The following is a 19,720-nucleotide window of genomic DNA, read 5'->3' as shown; positions in this document are numbered from 1 at the left end:
GTGTGGCAAAGGGATGTCACCTGAATATCTCTCAATTATCACAAAAGTATAACAATTGGTTTTATGCGATAATCAGGGGGAATTTGCCATGAATTTACAGGCTTATTCATGGATTTGTTTAAGAGTTGTCCTTGGTTGGTGTTTTTATCAACGACTGCATCTAAGGTAGGTATTATCTATGATATAAATCGGGTACTTTGCTAGCGCAAACCAAGTCGTGGCCAGAGTTGCTGGTGGGTTTTGAATTAGAGAAGTTGTCTTTAAATGCAAATTAGCAAGAAAGTTGTTTTAATCATTTTTGGGATGAGTATCCCGCTCCTCGTTGCTGCCAGCTTAGCTGGAGTGACATGGCTACATAGCGAAGTCGATTCGATTCGCCGTGATGTTATTGAAGCAGAGCTTAAGAGTATTGAGTCGCAAATAAAAAGTGACCTTAAGGTGCAGCAGCGAGCACTAGAGGCTCAGCCGATGCTGTTAGCCTCAGCCGTTAATTCGGCAGCTTCTGCATGGCCAAAGCTGGCACAATTTAGCGACCTGCAGTTATCCCCGGTAGTAGACGGGTATGTTGACTTGGATGATGGCGCTAACAAAGCCAGATTAAATCTACCTGCTGAACTACTTGCGAACCCGCAGGAAAACACAGGACTCTACTATGACGCACAACATAGACAGGGTTATTTTATAAGCTTGCAGGCGGCGTCGGGTTCTCAGCGTTTACTTTTGAGCCGTAAGCTAACAGATGCATATTTAGCAAATTTAGACTTGAGCGATTTTGTTACCCAGATTAAATTGGCACCGGGAAGCGCACAAGCTGGGCTGCTACTAACAGATGATACACTGACCGCCAATACAGTGACCGCCGAATTGAGCATGCCAAGCCTACTAGCTCAATCGCCAGCGCATCTTACAATTACCTTCTCTAATCACTTTTTCTCTCGCGTGGTATTGCAATATAGCTTGTTCACATTGATCCTATTGGGTTTATCTATCATCTTGTTATTAGGTGTATTCTTTTGGCTTAGGTTAGGGGTATTTAAGCCCTTTGAGCGCTTTGCTAAACAACTTAACGCTATCGACTTTACTTCAAGGGAAAGGGCACTGATAAGCAGTGACGGCCATGGCGAGTTTAGCCAGATATCAAGCGACATTAACCAACTATTATCTCGGGTATATCAACAAGAAAGGCAATCTAAGATCACCTTAGAGTCAATTGCTGAAGCGGTCATTTTGATCGATATTGATACCAGAGTGAGTTATCTCAACCCTTATGGCGAACGCTTGCTAAAAGTGAGTAATGAGCAGGCGCGAGGCAAAAGCCTGGATGAATTGTTAGCAGGTCATAAAGGCTTGAGCGATACCTTAGTTGCTTTTATGCAAGGCGGCAGTCTACGTGTGGAGTCCACGCAGCTTAGACTAGACATTGATACACCTAAGCTAATGAGTGGCAAATTCAGCAATTTATCAGACTACTCTGGCCGCATTATTGGCGCAGTGATTGCGCTACGAGATACCACAGAAGAAGCGCTACTCAAACAGCGATTGCAGCGCGGAGTTCATTTTGACTCTATGACAGGGCTGCTTAATCGTGGTGCATTTGAGCAGCAATTTATTCGTTATGTGCAATCGTCCAAAACACTGGCAGTGGTATGTCTGGATCTGGAACAATTTAAGCTTATCAATGAGTCATGCGGTCATAGCGTTGGCGATAAAATGCTTGATAACGTTGCTAAAGCTATTGGCTCTTGCTTATTCAAAGGTGAATTATTAGGGCGTTTAGGTGGCGATGAATTTGGCTTAGTGATTAAAGACTGCTCGGCCCTTGAAGTGGCTAAGTTGATTAAGAAGATCATTGTCAGCGTGGGTAGCCAAGAGGTGACACATAACGATACGCACTACCGCGTTGGTGTGAGTGCTGGCGTAGCCTTGTCACGCTTTGATCAACAAACGGATCTTTTAGAGCTACTAAAAGATGCCGATATCGCCTGCCATGCTGCTAAATGCAAGGGCAGTAACCAAGTGCACTTTTATGACAGCCGCGACAAAGACTTAAGCTATCAACGTAATGCATCTAAGTGGGCGGTTAGAATTGTACAGGCGATTGAGCACAATGAACTGGTTCTTTACTATCAAAAGATAAAATGTCTTTCCTCTCACAGTCGTAGACAGCGTCTTGAGGTGTTACTGCGGATCCAAGAGCCGGGCGGGAGAGTTTTGCCTCCTGCACAATTTATTGCTGCTGCAGAGCGCTTTAAGTTAATTGTTGATGTCGATAAAGAGGTCATCAGAAAGACTTTTCTGTGGTTATCTTTAAATGAACCGCTTTGGGATGATCACTGTCTATCGATTAATTTGTCAGGTAATAGCCTTGGCGCTGAAGGCATGGTCGACTTTATCCTTAAGCAACAAAAGCGTTTTGGGATCCCGAGCAGTTGTATTTGCTTTGAGATCACCGAAACAAGTGCCATCCAAAATCGTAGTCGTGCGATGAAGATGTTGTTAGATCTGCGAAAGCGTGGCTTTGCTTTTGCACTGGATGATTTTGGTAGCGGGTTTGCATCCTATGGTTACCTCAAAGAGATGCCTGTCGACTACGTTAAGATAGACGGCTGCTTTGTAAAAAACTTAGTCAGCAATGCCAAAGACTACGCCATTGTAAAATCGATTAACGATGTCTGCCGAGTGATGGGAATCGAAACGATCGCAGAATTTGTGGAAAACCAAGAGATTATCGATCAACTCGAAATCATTGGGATTAACTATGCCCAAGGTTACGGTATTGGCCGACCTCAAGCATTAGAGTCCTATCAAACAGAACCCGCCCCAGAAAAACTGATGGTTTAAAATCGCGATCACTTTAAAAGAGTGATGGTTTAAAAGAGTTATTTGCGATTGGGGTGATTATGTGTGAGCTTTAACACTTAAATATAAACTCTCGAGTGTTAGGTGATATATGCAAATCTTTAATGACAAAGTTATTATCATCACCGGGGCATCGGAAGGTATAGGGCGAGCATTAGCCATAGAACTTGCTCCTTATGGCTGTAAACTGGTGCTCTGTGCCCGTAATCTTGAGCGACTGAACTCGTTAGCCGAGGAAGTGGCAGAACTCGGCCAACCCCCATTGGTGCATGTGGCAGACCTTTCAGAACAAAGCCAATGCTCAGGTTTAATCCAAGCCTGTATCGCTCATTTTGGCAAGCTAGATATCTTAGTCAACAACGCGGGAATGACCATGTGGTCACGTTTTGATGAGCTGCAAGACTTGAGCGTTATATCGCAGATCATGCAGGTAAACTATCTGGGTCCGGTTTATCTCACCCACGCAGCAATTCCCTATTTAAAGCAAACCCAAGGACAGATAGTGGCCGTTGCCTCGTTAACGGGGATGACAGGTGTGCCTGTGCGTTCGGGGTATGCGGCTTCAAAGCACGCTGTTATTGGTTTTTTTGATTCGCTAAGAATTGAGCTAAGTGATAATGATGTTGCAGTAACCGTGATTTGCCCAGATTTTGTGGTAAGCCAAACCCATAAGCGTGCACTCGATGCCAAAGGGCAGCCTTTAGGTAAAACACCGATGCAGGAGGCTAAAATTATGACTGCACAGAAGTGCGCGCAGCTGATGATACCGGCGATAGCAAACAGAAAGCGTCAGCTAATCACCTCGTTTAGAGGAAAAATAGGTCGTTTCTTTAAAATTATCGCCCCAGAGCTAATTGATAAAATTGCACGAAGGGCGATAGAGTCTGGTCGCTAGTGTGCGGCGCAGTATACGAAAGGTTATTTATTGAGGTGTTTTACAATTGCAGCCGCCGCTTCAGCTTTAGTCGCTTTCTCGTTACTGGTCTCAATGTGAGCCGTGGCGCTGTGCCCCGTCATCTCTTCAGCAATATGCAGCCAGTCTGGGTGCCAGTAAAAAGATGAGCCTGATAGCGTGTCCCAGTTATGAACACCTGATGTTTCGCCTTGATAGATAAGATCGCCAATTGAATATGCCATTGTTAACCCCTGATATTTAAGTTTAAGTTTTAGTAAAATCGATACCAATCTATATTGAGTTGGTTTGAACTGATGTTATTGTTTACGATTTGATCTGTCATTTCCCATAGAGTGCGCTAACAGATACTGACTTTATGTAACCTATGTCACAAAACCTTAGATTGGTTTACGCGGATTAGGATGTTACTTAAGTTACAGCATAACGCCTAAAAGACGTTACAGAATTAGTTAGGTTTCTCATCTATACCGCTCTATAACCATCGAAGCCATATTGTGCAAAAAAGAGCCCAGTGAAACTGGGCTTCGTAGTAGGTTATTAGTTATTAGTTATTAGTTATTAGTGAGATCAAGATTGATTAACCACCAAGCCCTAGATTGAATATCACCAGCTTCAATAACACCACCGCTTCGGTAGGGCTTAGCAAAATGTACGAGCACGATTGAAGAGCCCATCTGATAACGTCCAGATTGGGTAAACCAAGCATTGAAAGCATCATCTTTATTGAGGCTTATCGTGACTTCTGAGCTGGTGGGTTGTGTTAGCCCTGGGCAGGTATAAATCGCCTTATAATTAATAGGGTAAGCAATTTGGCTTCCGTCACTGCAATGGCTGGTCTTTTGCAGCCTTAAAGTGATCAAGGTGCAACCTTTGTAGTTAACCGGATCTTTGCAGACTTGAGCTATCATCGTTGAGTAGCCACCACCTTGATCTCCGAGAGTATGGTTTGTTAACTCGCCTCTGCCACCAAAAACGGTGAAGTAAGAAACCTCATTGGCCGCGATATCAATAGGAGAGATAATTTGTTTATCACTTCCATCAAAGCTGATACTTGCTTCTTCACCTAAGCCTGCTTCTATTGGAGAAATAAAAACTTTATAGGTAGCGGAAGTAGGCTGGTAATTTTGGCCGCCATCGTCAGTTACATTGACATCAAAATAGTCATTTTCTAGCGATTTTGGGTAGCTGTGTATCGTGATTTCACCGTTGGGTGCGAGCTCTACAAGCTCTGGCGATACTGGTGTGGCAAAAGCATAGCTTAATTTACCAAATTGGCTTGCGACAGCGGGTGCTTTAACTCGGCGATCAGGGTAGAACACTACATTTATAATATTGTTCTCAAGCTCTAGGCCTGGATGCTTGGCTTTTTCAATATTGACATTGAACTGACGAATAGTGCGTTCAAAGTTTCGGCTTTGCTCTATTACGCTAATTTGAGCAAGACCGGCTCCATTTACTGCGAGCACACCAGTTGTCGGATCTACGCTGACAATATGACTGTTTTGAGAGGCGGTGTAATAGCTGATATGACTATTTAGAGCTCGACCTGATATAACAGGAGCTGGGATGGTGGCATCGATAGCAAAGGGTTTACTCATAAACGCAGTTGCAAGTGCTAGGTCAGTATTTTCATCAGCTTTATCGATGATGACATTGAACTCTGCTTTTTGTGAGACATGCCCAGCATCTCCTTTGTCGGTCACAATGAAAGTTGCAGAGCCTGCATTATTAATTGTGAAGGTTCGTGCTAGTTCGTTTATCGTGATGACATCACTTTCTCCATACTTAAGTTGCCACTCTAGTTGGCCAATACCACCAGAAATTGGTATATCAAATGTATTTCCTGTTGAATATGGAACTCGCACGGATGAAATTGATAATGTGCCATTGAGTGGCGAGACATCTACATAAAAACGTTCTGTGGCGGGAGCAAAATACTCATCGCCCGAATCGATAGCTGTTATCCACCCGCGACCAGCTCCCACTATGGTAATGGCTCCAGTATCGGCATTTTGCTTAAAGACTCCATCGCTTCCATTATCTATGCTAAAGCTCACACTGCCTTTGTGATTGATCACCTGTGGAGTAAAAGTCGCATTGGCTGCATAGTCGACTCGGGTATTCGCTAGAATAAGATCGCTATTAGTTTGCTTGTCGACAGTAACTGTAAAATTCTGCTGCTGGTTAGCCCAGAACTCTCCGCCATCATCTGTGATGATAACTTCAACAGTTCCAGGCTTAAATACTGTCATTGATCCCGTATTTACATCGATAGAGATAACATCTTGTGGGCTACTATCGCTTAAGGCATAAGCTAACTGACCATGACCGCCTATGACTTGAGGTTGAATAGTTTGATTCTGTTGGTAACGGCTCTGGATATCTAAACTGTTTAGAGAGTTGCTATTGATACGTGTGACTTCAACATTAATTTCGCGACTTTCAGCTAGGTAGTTTTGGTTGCCAGCGTCGTTAATCGTCACCTGTGTTTTACCTACCCCAATAAAACTAAAAGTCCCTTTTTCAGCATCAATAATATTGATGATATCGGGATTTGCATTTTCTGAGAGGGAAAAAGATTGTTTACCCTTAGCGCCTGTCACTTTAATGGTTTTTTGAGCATCTGCATTATAGGCCGCAGAGATATCTGCAACTTGTAGTTCAAGGTTCTTCGCTGGATTGATTTGCACTTTAAAACGCTGAGTTGCAACGGTTTGGTGATATTGTGGAGCATGTTGGATGACTTTGATCTCAGCTGCACCAGCGCCAATAATACTCATTTCACCACTTGCTTCATCTATTTGCACCACATGGTTATTTGTAGCATCTACTAGAGAGTAATGAATGTTTTCAGTTGGAGAGCCGCGGTATACCGGAAGTAGTTTTGCTCCCAATAGGAAAGGTTTATCAATGACATCTGAAAATTGCGCAAATTCAGTAGCCGCGGATTCAATGGTCACTTTAAATTGTTGGGTATCCGCTTGATAGTTACGTCCACCGCTGTCAGTGACATCGACCAATACGCTGCCACTGCCCCAAATCAGCAATTCACCAGCAGGTTCAATCAGTATAACTTGATCGCTTTGATCAGCGCTTAGCGCATACTCGAGTTCGCCAAGAGCACCATTTACGTTGACTTGATGGCTTGCAGCTGCTTGGTAAGGAAAGCTTAGATTGTTAGTCACTAGAGGTGGTCGAGGGGCTTTGCCGATAGTGACATTGAAGCGAGTGCTTGCTGGTAAGTATTGCGCGTTACCAGGATCATTGGCAATGACTTCAGTACTGCCTGCATTGAGGATTATCAGACTACGCTTATCTGCTGAGATCTGTAACACATCATCTGGGGCGCTATCAACGAGTTGATAACTGATATTTCCGAATGCTCCTACGATATCAGGAGTGATAGCGCCATGATGTGAAAATGTTCTTGTAATATCAATGGCTGTAATAGGTGGATGAGTTTCTTTCTGTGGTAGCGGTTCTGTTGAATCTGACTCACCACCTCCACAGGCAGTAAGTAAGAAAAGTAACAACAGATTTAGGTACTTCATAGTGCTTCCAGCTTAAAATTGAAGCGCGAGTATACATATGTGAGTAATATGCTGCAATTGGTTGGTTAACTGTTATTTTGTGCTGTCAGTTTGCTTTTTGATGGTTGTAAGTTTTTTTATGCGGGGTAAAAGTTGCATATAAAAACAATGTTTTAGCTTAGGTTATGAACAATATGAAAAAGTTGTCGATACATTTGTAATCGAAAGGTTTGTTTATGCAGTTGGTGTGCATTTTAATGTAAGCGGGCCTAGATCCCACTTTTCACTTTCTTATATTTTAGGCCGATGAGTGACATACAAATTCAGAGTGGCAGGGCAAGTGACTGAGGCTTGATATCTGTTTAGCCTTAGATATTGACTCTAGCGTTAGCTTAGTAGGCGAGAATAACCGTCATCTCAATTTTGGTAGTCCATGAAAAAAGCCCTGTATTAACAGGGCTTTGAATAGCTGTAAACGAGATGGCTAATAAGCCTTCGCCATTTTTACGGGCTATTACTCGGTAAGCAATGTCTGTTCTACAAGAGAATAGAATTACTCGGTAAGCAATATCTGTTCTACAAGAGAATAGAGTTACTTAGCTTTCGCTATTTTCACGAGCTATTGCGCGGTAAGCAATATCTGTGCGGAAGTAAACGTCATCCCAATGGATAGACTCAACTAAGTTGTAAGCATCTTGCTGTGCTTCGGTAACCGTGTTGCCCAGTGCGGTAGCACACAATACGCGGCCGCCGTTAGTGACTACGTGACCATTTTCCATACTCGTTCCAGCATGGAAAACTTTTGCATTATTGTTACCTAAGGTTAGCCCTTCAATCACGTCATGCTTGCGGTAAGCGTCTGGATAGCCACCTGCCGCCATCACCACACCCACAGCTGCGCGTGAATCAAACTCGGCAGTGACTTGATCAAGCTCGCCGCGAGTTGATGCTAAACAAAGCTCAACTAAGTCAGATTTCAAACGCATCATAATCGGTTGGGTTTCTGGATCGCCAAAGCGGCAGTTGTACTCAAGTACTTTTGCGCTGCCATCTGGAGAAATCATCAGGCCTGCGTATAAGAAACCAGTGTAAATATTACCTTCATCCGCCATGCCATCAACGGTTGGGCGAATTACATTCTCGATAGTCCAATCGTGAACCGCTTGAGTCACAACGGGGGCTGGTGAATATGCCCCCATGCCGCCAGTGTTTGGCCCATGGTCACCATTGTCACGTGCTTTATGGTCTTGGCTGCTGGCCATAGCAAGAATGTTCTTACCATCCACCATGACGATGAAGCTGGCTTCTTCGCCTTTTAAGAACTCTTCAACCACAACCCGTGAGCCCGCTTCGCCAAACTTGTTGCCCGCTAGCATATCTTCGATTGCTGCATCAGCTTCGCTTTGATCTGCCGCAATGATAACGCCTTTACCCGCCGCTAGGCCATCAGCCTTAATGACAATCGGGAAACCAGTCAGGGCTGTTACTTGCTTAACATAGGCTTTAGCTGGTTTTATCTCAGTAAAGTTTGAGTAGGCCGCTGTAGGAATATTGTGGCGAGCCAAGAAGTCTTTAGTGAAGGCTTTAGAAGATTCAAGCTGCGCAGCCCCTTTGGTTGGGCCGAAGATTGGCAAGCCTGCTTCATTGAAGGCATCAACCACCCCAAGTGCTAATGGCACTTCTGGGCCCACTATTGTGATAGCTACTTTTTGCTCTGTGGCGAAGGCAACTAATGCCGAGATCTCTTCAACATTAATCGCTACGTTTTCAAGCTTTGGCTCTAATGCAGTACCTGCATTACCCGGCGCTACAAATACCGTTTCAACTTGCGTCGATTGTGCAGCCTTCCATGCCAATGCATGTTCGCGACCGCCGCCACCTATAATCAATACTTTCATATCTTTACCTTTTATAGCTGCGCCATTCTTCCTATCTCTGCATCAAGCATGCTCACGTATTGGCATACGCTGCGCGTGCTTTCTTTGACCTAGAAAAAATGGCTTGCTCTAAACGTTAAATATTAATTTTGTTAATGCGCGAATAAAGCCCTTTATTCGCGCAAACCAATTAATGACGGAAGTGACGCATACCGGTAAATACCATTGCCATGCCGTGCTCGTCAGCTGCTGCAATGATCTCTTCATCGCGGATAGACCCACCTGGCTGGATGATACAGCTGATGCCAGCTTCTGCTGCAGCATCAATACCATCACGGAATGGGAAAAATGCATCTGATGCCATTACTGAGTTTTGCACTTCTAGGCCTTCGTCAGCGGCTTTGATACCAGCAACTTTAGCACTGTATACGCGGCTCATTTGGCCAGCTCCGACACCGATAGTCATGCTGTTTTTTGCGTAGACAATCGCGTTTGATTTTACAAACTTAGCCACTTTCCAGCAGAACATTAAGTCTTTCATTTCGCTAGCGGTTGGCTGACGTTTAGAAACGACTTTAACGTCATCCAAATCTACCATGCCTTGGTCACGGTCTTGCAGCAGTAAGCCGCCATTAACGCGCTTATAGTCTAGACTGGTGGTTTTGCTTGTCCACTGTCCACACTCAAGTAAACGCACATTAGCTTTAGCTGCAATAACGTCACGTGCAGCCTGGCTGACTTTAGGCGCAATGATGACTTCGACAAATTGACGCTCAACAATCGCACTTGCTGTTGCTGCATCTAGCTCGCCGTTAAAGGCGATGATGCCACCAAAGGCTGAGGTTGGGTCAGTTTGGAATGCTCGGTTGTAGGCTTCTAGTAGATTTTCACCAATAGCAACGCCACAAGGGTTAGCGTGCTTAACAATCACACATGCTGGCTCATCGAACTCTTTTACGCACTCAAGTGCGGAGTCTGTATCGGCGATGTTGTTGTATGAAAGTGCTTTACCTTGCAGTTGAACTGCAGTGGCAACAGAGGCTTCATCGAGATTAGTATCAACGTAGAAAGCGGCTGTTTGATGGCTGTTTTCGCCATAGCGCAGGTCCTGCTTTTTTACTAACTGGGTGTTGTAAGTGCGTGGGAACTTAGAATCTTCGTGACACTCATCTTTGCTGTGCGCAGGCACTTTAGTACCGAAGTAGTTAGCTATCATGCCATCGTACGCGGCAGTATGCTCAAACGCGGCAATCGCTAGGTCAAAACGAGTTTCAAGTGTGGTGCTACCTTCGTTCGCTTGCATCTCGGCAATCACGCGGCCGTAGTCGTTAGCGTTAACGATAATGGTAGTGTCTTTGTGGTTTTTAGCTGTAGAGCGAACCATGGTTGGGCCGCCAATATCGATGTTCTCGATAGCGTCAGCTAAGGTGCAGCCTTCTGCCGCAACAGTCGCTGCAAATGGGTACAAGTTAACCGCAACCAAATCGATTGGCTTGATGTTGTTTTGTTCCATTACGATTTCGTCGATACCGCGACGCGCTAAAATGCCGCCATGCACTTTAGGGTGCAGGGTTTTAACGCGGCCATCCATGATCTCTGGGTGACCAGTATAGTCAGATACTTCAATGACTGGCACACCATTATCAGCCAACAGGCGTGCGGTGCCACCTGTAGAAAGTAGCTCAACACCTTGAGCATGCAGCGCTTGTGCAAACTCTAAGATTCCGGTTTTATCTGAAACGCTTAACAGCGCGCGACGAATAGGTCTGGCATTATTCATTGTAGGTACAGGGTCCAGTAGTTATTTTTAAGGATCTTTCGGAAAACAGAACAGTCTCGCGCCTTTGTGGCCTACACTGCTTTCCAAAAGTCCCTCAATATTTTTTACCCCTCGTCACGGCGCGCATATTTTAACGTAAATTTACACTCGACAGTGTTTTTTTCTGCGCGATTTCACAATACGTTCAGCAGAACAAGCTTTAGTGTTTTTTAAAGCGCAGAATAAGTCTTGACCTTGGATACAACTCCAAGGTTTATACTCGACAAAATCAAAAGGTTTAAGCGGGCTATTTTTGCTTTTTATCTTTTGATGTTGAGATTAAATTTAAAACGGAACTGGAGCTAGGCATGTATCGAATTGGTGAGCTTGCACAATTGTGCGAAGTCAAAACAGATACCTTACGTTTTTATGAAAAACATGGTCTTTTGTCGCCATCATCGCGCACCGACTCTGGTTACCGGATCTATACCGAAGCCGATGCAGAGCGATTACGCTTTATTTTACGCGCCAAAGCGGTGGGGTTTACGTTAGCCGAGATCACCGAACTGCTCTCGATTGAGTTAGATAAGTCCAATTGGGCTTGCGCCGATGTGAAGGGATTAGTGGATGACAAACTGGCTAATGTTGAAGCGAAAATTGCCGAGTTAAACCATTTTCAATTGTCGCTACAACGATTGTCCCAAGCCTGTTGTGGTGGCCCTGAAAGCGCTGAACATTGCTCAATACTCGAAGCATTAGAATCGAATACCGACAGCATTCGCTGTGAAAATAATCAGCATAGTCATGGTGAACGTGGGTTCACTAAGCACTGTACTAATAAATAAAATACTCAGAATACACGTGAGAAGTCGTTATGTTATTTGAAAACTTTATTGAGTTGTTTCTAGAATCTGCGCCATGGCTATTATTAGGCTTAGTGCTAGCGGGCATGTTGAAAATGTTCGTTCCTATGGCCTGGATGCAAAAGCAGCTTGGCGGCCACGGTTTTAAAACTGTGGTAAAAGCAGCGGTATTGGGCGCGCCTCTACCCTTGTGTTCTTGTGGTGTTATTCCCGCAGCCGTTGGTCTACGTCGTAGCGGTGCATCGAAAGCCGCAACCACTTCATTCTTAGTATCAACGCCTGAAACTGGCGTGGATTCAGTCACCGTATCTTATGTATTACTGGGTCCATTTATGGCGATAGTCAGACCTATTGCGGCGGTGATTAGTGCTATCGTTGCAGGCTTATTGGTGGGCCGTGATGACGATGATGGTAAACCCGTTGCTAATGCTAATATTAGTGGCGAAGCTAAACAAACCAAAGCAGAGCAAGTAAGCTCATGCTGCAGCAGTAAAAAAGCTGAGGAGCAAGTTGCGCCAGTAGCTTCATGCTGTAGTAGCAAAAAAGCTGAGCCAAAAATTGAAGCGAAAGCTGAGAAAGGCTCGTGCTGCTCAAGTAAAAAAGCCCCAGTAGTGGAAGCTACATCATCATGTTGTAGCAGTAAAAAAACGGACACTTCTAGCTATGAACAGGCTAGTGCTGAAGTCGAGAGCTGCTGTGAATCGACCAGAGATGTGGCGACAGAATTAAAGGGCACCTCTGTTATTGGCCGTATTGGTAAAGGTCTGCATTACGCCGCGACAGATCTAGTTCGAGACACCACGGTTTGGTTGTTGATTGGTTTGTTCTTTGCGGCACTGGTGCAAACCTACGTGCCTGCTGACTTTATGGCAAAGTGGGGCGACGGCATTCTTGCCATGCTAGTGATGGTGCTTATTTCTGTGCCTATGTATATCTGCGCCACGGCCTCAACCCCTATCGCGGCAGGACTGCTCTTAGCGGGGGTTTCACCTGGTGCTGTGTTGGTGTTTATGTTGGCAGGCCCTGCAACCAATATTGCTACTTTAGGCGTGGTCACAAAAGAGTTAGGAAAGCGTGCGCTTTATGGCTATTTGGGCGGAGTCCTAGGCGTCGCCTTAGTATCGGGTATTTTAGTTAACTATTTAGTTGAGACGTTCGGTTTTGTGGTAATGCCACAAATTGGTGAGCAGCATGAGCTATTGCCGGCTGGTATCGTCTATACCTCGGGTGTGGTACTCGCGATACTGATGGCTAAGGTATTTTTAGATAAGCTACCTAAAAACTGGTGGCGTCGAGACTGCTGCTCATAAATTGCTATAAACAATCTTTGCAGGGAATTGTTTGATAAGGTAAAGGCACTCATTAGAGTGCCTTTTTGTTTTTAGGTCGTACTAAGCTGTTGTAATAAGCTAAAGTTTGGTTACAGCTTTCGAGACAATGAGCCACATGAATAAAAGGAACTGCCATGAACAAAATCCTCACCATACTGCTGCTCAGTATGACCCTTGTTGCTTGCTCAGAGCCATCAAGCCTAGATAGTGACGGTCACTATGTTGAAGGTGTGCACTACCGCGAATTGGCGACCCCTATTCCTGCAAGCAGCGATAATATCTCGGTAACCGAATTTTTTTGGTATGGCTGCCCTCACTGTGAATTGTTCGAAAAACCCCTGCATGATTGGGAAGAAAGTATGGCCGATGGTGTCACTTTAGTGCAATCGCCAGCGGTGTGGAATGAAGCGATGAAGCTACATGCAAAAGTCTTCTTTATTGCCGAGCAGATGCAAAATAAGCAGCAGGTGCATGCTGCACTGTTTAATCAAATCATTGGACTGCGTGAAGTGAAAAGCCTTGCTGAGCAGCAAGCTAAGTTAGCTGATTTTTTAAATGGTTATGGATTATCGGAGCAAGAGTTTATCGGCAAGCTCTATTCGGCTGATATCGTGTCAAAGCTTAAGCATGCTATGCAGCTGATGTCATCGGCAGAAATTCAAGGCACACCCACTATCTTGGTTAATGGCCGTTATATCATTCTCAATGAGTCGGCAAATTCGGCCGAGCAGGTGATGGATATCGCCAGTTATTTAGTTGGACTCGAAAAGGCAAGCTTAGCTAATCGTTAATAAGGTATCACTATGATGGAGGGGTGGAGAGATGCTTAGTCAGTGCAGCGTTGTGCTTAGCCACAGCTTATTTTAGTGGCTAGGCACATTATGGCTGAAGTAAAGGCGACAATTATCTTTGATGGGGTCTGTAATTTATGTGATGGCGCAGTACAGTTTGTTCGGCGCCATGATCCTGAGGAGCACTTTAATTTTGTGGCTTTACAATCAATACAAGGTCAAGCACTGTTAGCTCAGTATCAACTTAGTCACCTTGCATTAGACAGCGTGATTCTTATTAAGCAGGGGCGCTATTATTTACGCAGTGACGCGGTGATTGAAATCGCTAACTCGCTCACTGGCATGGCTGTATTACTGAGGTATCTTCGCTTTTTTCCTAAACCCATTCGCGAAGGCAGTTACAATCTGCTGGCTAAATATCGATATCGACTCTTTGGTAAAAAAAACTCCTGTAACTTGCGTTAATTTCACCTCTTGGTTATTACCTGACAATGGCGGACAGCAAGGCTAAATCGCTTCCATTTTGAGCGATGACCGCGATGGCAAGGGCGCCAACCCACTCAATTTAAGTGCGATTAGGCGTACTTCGCTCATATTATTTATCTAGGGTCTCAAACACTGCAACGGCAAATCAGCCTATTTTTAAGATATTTGCTTGCCTGTATTCATGAAAGGGGCATGACTCTTGCGCCATATTGTCTCGTTCTCCCGTGTGGTCATTAATGGCCAAATAAACAATTTTTAAACTTTATGTTTCCAAAAAGCCTCATTTCTTGACGCTAAGCTTGCTGTAGGGTTGATTGCGTGTGAAAGCATATATTTTTCAAGTACCTAATTTAATCATTACCATTACTTACGGGTGAGACATAGTGTCCCTGCTTGATGCGTCAAGTTGTCCCTTTCTTCATATTGCTAACTGTTTGGTGTTTTGCTCCGTATTTGCCTCCTTGCTTTCGTTTGGGTGGAATTTAATTCTTTTTTCTTTCTATTTTTATCAGTTTTATTCTGTTGGCTTTTTATTGTGATCTTTGTCGTGTGTTATTAATTGTCCGTATAGCTGACTTTGGGGATAATCAATTTGCATTAAAGAGTCTCTGTTTAGGTTACCGCTAGCTAAAGCAAGCGCAGCTTAGCAGGACAGATAAATGACAAAAAACAAACTACAGCGCCGAGATGAGATTATTGGCCTGAGTAGAAAATACTAATTGTGTGAGGGTGATATGGACAGACGACAGTTTTTTAAACTGTGTGCCTGCGGAGCGACCACATCGGCAATATCAGCGTTGGGATTAATGCCCGGCACTGCGATGGCTGCGCCTCGTGAGTATAAGTTGTTGAAAGCAAAAGAAACCCGCAATAACTGCTGTTATTGCTCTGTGGGTTGTGGCTTGTTGATGTACAGCCATGGTAGCAACGGTAAAAACGCTGAAAAAGCGATTTTCCACATTGAAGGCGACGCTGACCATCCGGTTAACCGCGGCGCATTGTGTCCTAAAGGTGCCGGTCTAGTCGACTATGTAAATAGCCCTAACCGTAACCATTTTCCTGAAGTGCGTGAGCCAGGCTCTAACGAGTGGAAACGCATTAGTTGGAATGAGGCATTTAGCCGTATCGCGCGCTTGATGAAAGACGACCGCGATGAAAACTTTATTGAAAAAAATAGCGATGGCACCACAGTAAACCGTTGGTTGAGTACCGGCATGATGACTTCATCTGCACAGCCAAATGAAGGTGGTTTTATTACTCACAAGTTTGCTCGTTCTCTTGGCCTAGTGGCCATCGATACTATTGCGCGTAACTGACACTCCCCAACGGTAGCAAGTCTTGCTCCAACATTTGGGCGCGGTGCCATGACCAACCACTGGATCGATATTAAGAACGCTAATGTCGTGGTGATCATGGGCGGTAATGCCGCTGAAGCACATCCTGTCGGTTTCGGTTGGGTTACAGAAGCTATGGAACACAATAACGCCAAATTGGTGGTTGTGGATCCACGCTTTAATCGCAGTGCAGCATTAGCTGACTGCTATGCACCACTTCGTAGTGGTACTGATATCGCATTCCTTTTAGGTCTAAGTCGATACCTCATTGAGACTAAACAAGTTAACTACGAGTATGTCAAAGCGTACACCAACGCTAGCTACATTATTCGCGAAGATTTCGAATTCAATGAAGGCCTATTTAGTGGTTTTGATGACAAGAGTCGCACTTACGACAAGGATTCTTGGTACTACGAATTAGATGAAGATGGTTATGCCAAAGTCGATGAAACATATGAGCACCCACGTTGCGTGTGGAACTTATTAAAGCATCACATTGACCGTTACGACTTTGAAACCGTAAGCAATATTACCGGCACGCCAGTTGAAGATTATGAAAAAGTGTGTGCCTTAATTGGTAGCACGCACGTTCATGACAAGGCGGCGACCTTTATGTATGCGTTGGGCTGGACCCATCACACTAAAGGCGCGCAGAACATCCGTTCTATGGCATTAGTGCAGTTGCTACTGGGTAATATCGGCGTATTGGGTGGTGGTGTTAACGCACTGCGTGGTCACTCAAACGTGCAGGGCGCAACCGATATGGGGCTGCTATGCCAGAACCTACCTGGTTACTTGAAACTGCCAAATGATAACGATACAGATTTAGCGACATACCTAGATAACTATACGCCTAAGGCGCTGCGTCCAGGCCAAACTAACTACTGGTCTAACTATCCAAAGTTCTTTATCTCGCAGATGAAGAGTTTCTGGGGTGAGAACGCCACGGCGGCCAATAGCTTTGGCTATGACTGGTTACCTAAGTGGGATATTCAGTACGACTTTACTAAACACATCGACATGATGTACCACGGCCAAGTTAACGGTTACTTCATTCAAGGGGTTAACGCGATTAACTCTATGCCGAACCGTAACAAGACCTTAGCGGCATTATGCAAGCTTAAGTACATGGTGGTGATGGATCCGTTAGCGACTGAGACTTCGGTATTCTGGCAAAAAGCAGGTGAGTTCAACGACGTGCAGCCAAGCGACATTCAAACTGAAGTGTTCCGTCTACCGACAACACTCTTTGCTGAAGAAGAAGGTTGTATCGTTAACTCCGGTCGCTGGATGCAGTGGCATTGGAAGGGCGCAAACCCACCAGGGGAATCTAAGCCAGATGCTGAGATTTTATCTGGCATTTTAATGAAGCTACGTGAGCTTTATAAAGCTGAAGGTGGTGTACTGCCTGAGCCGATTGAAGCCGTTAACTGGGGTTACCATAATCCACACTTCCCACATGGCGAAGAAGTGGCAAAAGAGCTTAACGGTATCGATCTTAAAACCGGCAAACAGCTTGATAGCTTTAGCCAGTTAAAAGATGACGGTAGTACGGCTTGTGGCTGCTGGATCTACTCAGGTTGCTGGACTGAAGCCGGCAACATGATGGCGCGCCGTGACAACTCTGATACCTCAGGTAAAGGGATTACGCCGGGTTGGGCATTCTCTTGGCCGTCAAATCGCCGCGTGCTTTATAACCGCGCATCGTGTGACGTTGATGGTAAGCCTTGGGATCCAAAGCGCGTCATCGTTGAGTGGACTAATGGTAAATGGCATGGCATCGACCAAGGCGACTTCAACATGAAGTTACCGCCAAAAGAGTCGGCGCATCCATTTATTATGCAGCCAGAAGGGGTGGGGCGTTTCTTCGCGTTAAAATTATTAGCCGAAGGACCATTCCCTGAGCATTACGAGCCAATGGAGTCGCCTATCGGTACTAACCCATTGCACCCGAATGTGATCAGCAACCCTGCGGTGCGGATGCTGCCGGGCGTGGCCGAGACTTTAGGTTCGCATACGGAGTTCCCTTATGTGTGCACCACGTACTCATTAACAGAACACTTTAACTTTTGGACGATCCACTGTCGTTTAGCGGCTATCTCTATGCCTGAAACTTTCGTTGAACTCGATGAAATTCTTGCAGAGAAGAAAGGCATTGCTAATGGTGATTGGGTCAAGGTGAGCTCTAAGCGTGGCAGTTTGTTAACTAAAGCGTTAGTCACTAAGCGTCTACAACCACTTAAGGTTCACGGCCAGATGGTACATACGGTTGGCTTACCGCGTCATGGCGGTCATAACGGTCTTACGCGCCGAAGTTATAGCTGTAATGTACTGACCACTGAAGTGGGCGATGCGAATACACAGGTGCCTGAATTTAAAGCATTCCTTGTGGATATCGCTAAGGCTGAGGGAGTTTAATCATGTCTGCTCAAGATATTATTTTAAGCTCTGGTACATCAGAGCTCACCCCTGCAGCGCAGGTACGACGTAAGTTAAGCAAAGTGGCAAAGTTATTCGACGCCACTAAGTGTAACGGTTGTAAAGCGTGTCAGGTTTCGTGTTCTGAATGGAACGACCTTAGAGCACCTGTGGGTAGCTTCCAAGGTTCTTACCAGAACCCAATGGACTTGTCTTCAGAGTGTTGGACACTGATGAAGTATAACGAAATTGAACAGGACAATAAGCTACGTTGGAACTTCACTCATAGCGCCTGTATGCACTGTGATGACCCCGCATGTTTAACGGCTTGTTCAACTAAAGGTGCCATTGTTCAGCATGCTAACGGCATTGTCGATTTTGATTCTGATAAGTGTATCGGTTGTGGTTACTGCGTAGTGGCTTGTCCGTTCGATGTACCAAGACTCGACCCTGTGGATCAAAAAGCCTACAAGTGCACCATGTGTTCAGACCGTCTACAAGTGGGCCAAGAGCCTGCCTGTGTGAAGTCTTGTATCACTGGCGCGCTGAAATACGGTACCCGTGAAGACATGCTATTTATTGCTGATTTGCGGATTAAAGAGCTGCATAAGCGCGGCTATGTTAATGCCGGCTTATACAACCCAGAAGGTGTGGGTGGTACAGGCATGATGATGATTCTGCATGATATCAATCAACCACAAAATTACGGCCTACCAGCCGATCCAAAAACGAGTGTGCCAGTTAAGTTATGGCAAGACGTGGTTAAGCCATTAGGTGCGGCGGGGATCATGGCAACAGTTGCAGTTGCTTGCTTACACCGTATCACTGTGGGTCGTAACCTCGTTGAAGAGGACGAGCCAGCACAGTTTGACCACACTCACTCAGATAAGTCAGATAAGGAGTAACGCTCATGCATAAGCAGAATATGATTTTGCGTCATAAGTTGTTCGACCGCATCTGTCACTGGTTTGTGGTTGCAACAGGTTTGGTGACATTCCTAACCGGCTTTGCTTTCTTCTTCCCATCATTTCAATGGTTGGGGTCGATTGCTGGCTCGCCGCAAATGGCGCGCTTTGTTCACCCCATTGCCGGCTTGATGATGTGTCTGCCGTTAATGGTGATGCTAGTTCGCTATTACCATCATAACAAGTGGGAAAAGAATGACCTGAAATGGATGTTAGCCATTAAGGATGTGATGTTCGAAAACGAGGACAAGATCCCCGCTATCGGCCATTACAACCCGGGTCAAAAAGTGCTGTTTCGTACCTTTGTGGTGACCTCAATCGCATTGACGATTACCGGCATCATGATGTGGCAGCCTTACTTTGCCCCTTATTTTGAATCAAGCGCCATTGAGTGGGCCATTTTGATTCATGCAGTATCTGCACTGATCATGTTGATCTTTGTGATTGTGCATTTTTGGATGGCGACGTGGGTGGAAGGATCAGTTGCTGGCATGTTGTACGGCTATGTGTCGCGAGCTTGGTGCAAGAAGCATCACCCTAACATGCTAAACGATCCTGAATTAAAGACTAATAAGCAGGAAAAACACTAAT

The 19,720-nt window shown here is 45.1% G+C and carries 13 protein-coding genes; 9 read left to right on the top strand and 4 right to left on the bottom strand.

Annotation, left to right across the window (positions count from 1 at the left end; all coding sequences use genetic code 11):
• The first annotated feature begins 303 nt into the window (after positions 1–303).
• Positions 304–2,841 (top strand): putative bifunctional diguanylate cyclase/phosphodiesterase, encoded by a 2,538-nt coding sequence (locus ACVBJC_RS11300; RefSeq protein ID WP_447160797.1) that lies wholly within the window; start codon positions 304–306, stop codon positions 2,839–2,841.
• 109 nt (positions 2,842–2,950) lie between these two features.
• On the top strand, positions 2,951–3,754 hold the full coding sequence (locus ACVBJC_RS11295) for an SDR family oxidoreductase (RefSeq protein WP_447160798.1): 804 nt from the start codon (positions 2,951–2,953) through the stop codon (positions 3,752–3,754).
• A 23-nt stretch (positions 3,755–3,777) separates the two neighbouring features.
• On the opposite strand, the gene ACVBJC_RS11290 is transcribed toward ACVBJC_RS11295, so the two are convergent.
• From ACVBJC_RS11290 to purH, 4 genes are all read right to left on the bottom strand, one after another.
• A complete protein-coding gene (locus tag ACVBJC_RS11290) occupies positions 3,778–3,996 on the bottom strand; it encodes a hypothetical protein (RefSeq protein ID WP_447160799.1) in 219 nt (72 codons plus the stop codon).
• 330 nt (positions 3,997–4,326) lie between these two features.
• The gene (locus tag ACVBJC_RS11285) at positions 4,327–7,326 is read right to left on the bottom strand and encodes a hypothetical protein (protein WP_447160800.1); all 3,000 of its coding nucleotides are present in this window, start codon (positions 7,324–7,326) and stop codon (positions 4,327–4,329) included.
• A gap of 575 nt (positions 7,327–7,901) precedes the next feature.
• Positions 7,902–9,203 carry a phosphoribosylamine--glycine ligase gene (gene purD / locus ACVBJC_RS11280; RefSeq protein ID WP_447160801.1) on the bottom strand — a complete coding sequence of 434 codons (1,302 nt, stop codon included), beginning with the start codon at positions 9,201–9,203 and terminating at the stop codon, positions 7,902–7,904.
• Between the two features lie 169 nt (positions 9,204–9,372).
• Complete coding sequence (gene purH, locus ACVBJC_RS11275; protein WP_447160802.1) at positions 9,373–10,962, bottom strand: bifunctional phosphoribosylaminoimidazolecarboxamide formyltransferase/IMP cyclohydrolase; 1,590 nt, start codon at positions 10,960–10,962, stop codon at positions 9,373–9,375.
• Positions 10,963–11,309: 347 nt separating this feature from the next.
• Between purH and zntR the strand changes: the two genes are divergently transcribed.
• The 7 genes from zntR (at position 11,310) to ACVBJC_RS11240 (ending at position 19,719) form a co-directional block, all read left to right on the top strand.
• The gene (gene zntR, locus ACVBJC_RS11270) at positions 11,310–11,786 is read left to right on the top strand and encodes a Zn(2+)-responsive transcriptional regulator (protein ID WP_447160803.1); all 477 of its coding nucleotides are present in this window, start codon (positions 11,310–11,312) and stop codon (positions 11,784–11,786) included.
• 29 nt (positions 11,787–11,815) lie between these two features.
• Positions 11,816–13,114 carry an SO_0444 family Cu/Zn efflux transporter gene (locus tag ACVBJC_RS11265; protein ID WP_447160804.1) on the top strand — a complete coding sequence of 433 codons (1,299 nt, stop codon included), beginning with the start codon at positions 11,816–11,818 and terminating at the stop codon, positions 13,112–13,114.
• Between the two features lie 155 nt (positions 13,115–13,269).
• The gene (locus tag ACVBJC_RS11260; RefSeq protein ID WP_447160805.1) at positions 13,270–13,926 is read left to right on the top strand and encodes a thiol:disulfide interchange protein DsbA/DsbL; all 657 of its coding nucleotides are present in this window, start codon (positions 13,270–13,272) and stop codon (positions 13,924–13,926) included.
• A gap of 90 nt (positions 13,927–14,016) precedes the next feature.
• A complete protein-coding gene (locus ACVBJC_RS11255; RefSeq protein WP_447160806.1) occupies positions 14,017–14,391 on the top strand; it encodes a thiol-disulfide oxidoreductase DCC family protein in 375 nt (124 codons plus the stop codon).
• A 755-nt stretch (positions 14,392–15,146) separates the two neighbouring features.
• Entirely contained in the window at positions 15,147–18,164 is a 3,018-nt protein-coding gene (gene fdnG, locus ACVBJC_RS11250) for a formate dehydrogenase-N subunit alpha (protein ID WP_447160807.1), read from the top strand.
• A 2-nt stretch (positions 18,165–18,166) separates the two neighbouring features.
• Complete coding sequence (gene fdxH, locus ACVBJC_RS11245) at positions 18,167–19,069, top strand: formate dehydrogenase subunit beta (RefSeq protein ID WP_447160808.1); 903 nt, start codon at positions 18,167–18,169, stop codon at positions 19,067–19,069.
• 5 nt (positions 19,070–19,074) lie between these two features.
• A complete protein-coding gene (locus tag ACVBJC_RS11240) occupies positions 19,075–19,719 on the top strand; it encodes a formate dehydrogenase subunit gamma (RefSeq protein ID WP_447160809.1) in 645 nt (214 codons plus the stop codon).
• The last annotated feature ends 1 nt before the right edge of the window (position 19,720 follow it).

Source organism: Shewanella sp. 0m-6 (genome assembly GCF_052977325.1).
The sequence above is the reverse complement of the archived record's forward strand: the minus strand, read 5'-3'. Positions and strand labels throughout refer to the sequence as shown.

Excerpts from the sequence above, each read along its gene's own strand:
- ACVBJC_RS11300 (WP_447160797.1), top strand. The coding sequence starts at position 304 with ATGAGTATCCCGCTCCTCGTTGCTGCCAGCTTAGCTGGAGTGACATGG.
- ACVBJC_RS11295 (WP_447160798.1), top strand. The coding sequence starts at position 2,951 with ATGCAAATCTTTAATGACAAAGTTATTATCATCACCGGGGCATCGGAA.
- ACVBJC_RS11290 (WP_447160799.1), bottom strand. The coding sequence starts at position 3,996 with ATGGCATATTCAATTGGCGATCTTATCTATCAAGGCGAAACATCAGGT.
- ACVBJC_RS11285 (WP_447160800.1), bottom strand. The coding sequence starts at position 7,326 with ATGAAGTACCTAAATCTGTTGTTACTTTTCTTACTTACTGCCTGTGGA.
- purD (WP_447160801.1), bottom strand. The coding sequence starts at position 9,203 with ATGAAAGTATTGATTATAGGTGGCGGCGGTCGCGAACATGCATTGGCA.
- purH (WP_447160802.1), bottom strand. The coding sequence starts at position 10,962 with ATGAATAATGCCAGACCTATTCGTCGCGCGCTGTTAAGCGTTTCAGAT.
- zntR (WP_447160803.1), top strand. The coding sequence starts at position 11,310 with ATGTATCGAATTGGTGAGCTTGCACAATTGTGCGAAGTCAAAACAGAT.
- ACVBJC_RS11265 (WP_447160804.1), top strand. The coding sequence starts at position 11,816 with ATGTTATTTGAAAACTTTATTGAGTTGTTTCTAGAATCTGCGCCATGG.
- ACVBJC_RS11260 (WP_447160805.1), top strand. The coding sequence starts at position 13,270 with ATGAACAAAATCCTCACCATACTGCTGCTCAGTATGACCCTTGTTGCT.
- ACVBJC_RS11255 (WP_447160806.1), top strand. The coding sequence starts at position 14,017 with ATGGCTGAAGTAAAGGCGACAATTATCTTTGATGGGGTCTGTAATTTA.
- fdxH (WP_447160808.1), top strand. The coding sequence starts at position 18,167 with ATGTCTGCTCAAGATATTATTTTAAGCTCTGGTACATCAGAGCTCACC.
- ACVBJC_RS11240 (WP_447160809.1), top strand. The coding sequence starts at position 19,075 with ATGCATAAGCAGAATATGATTTTGCGTCATAAGTTGTTCGACCGCATC.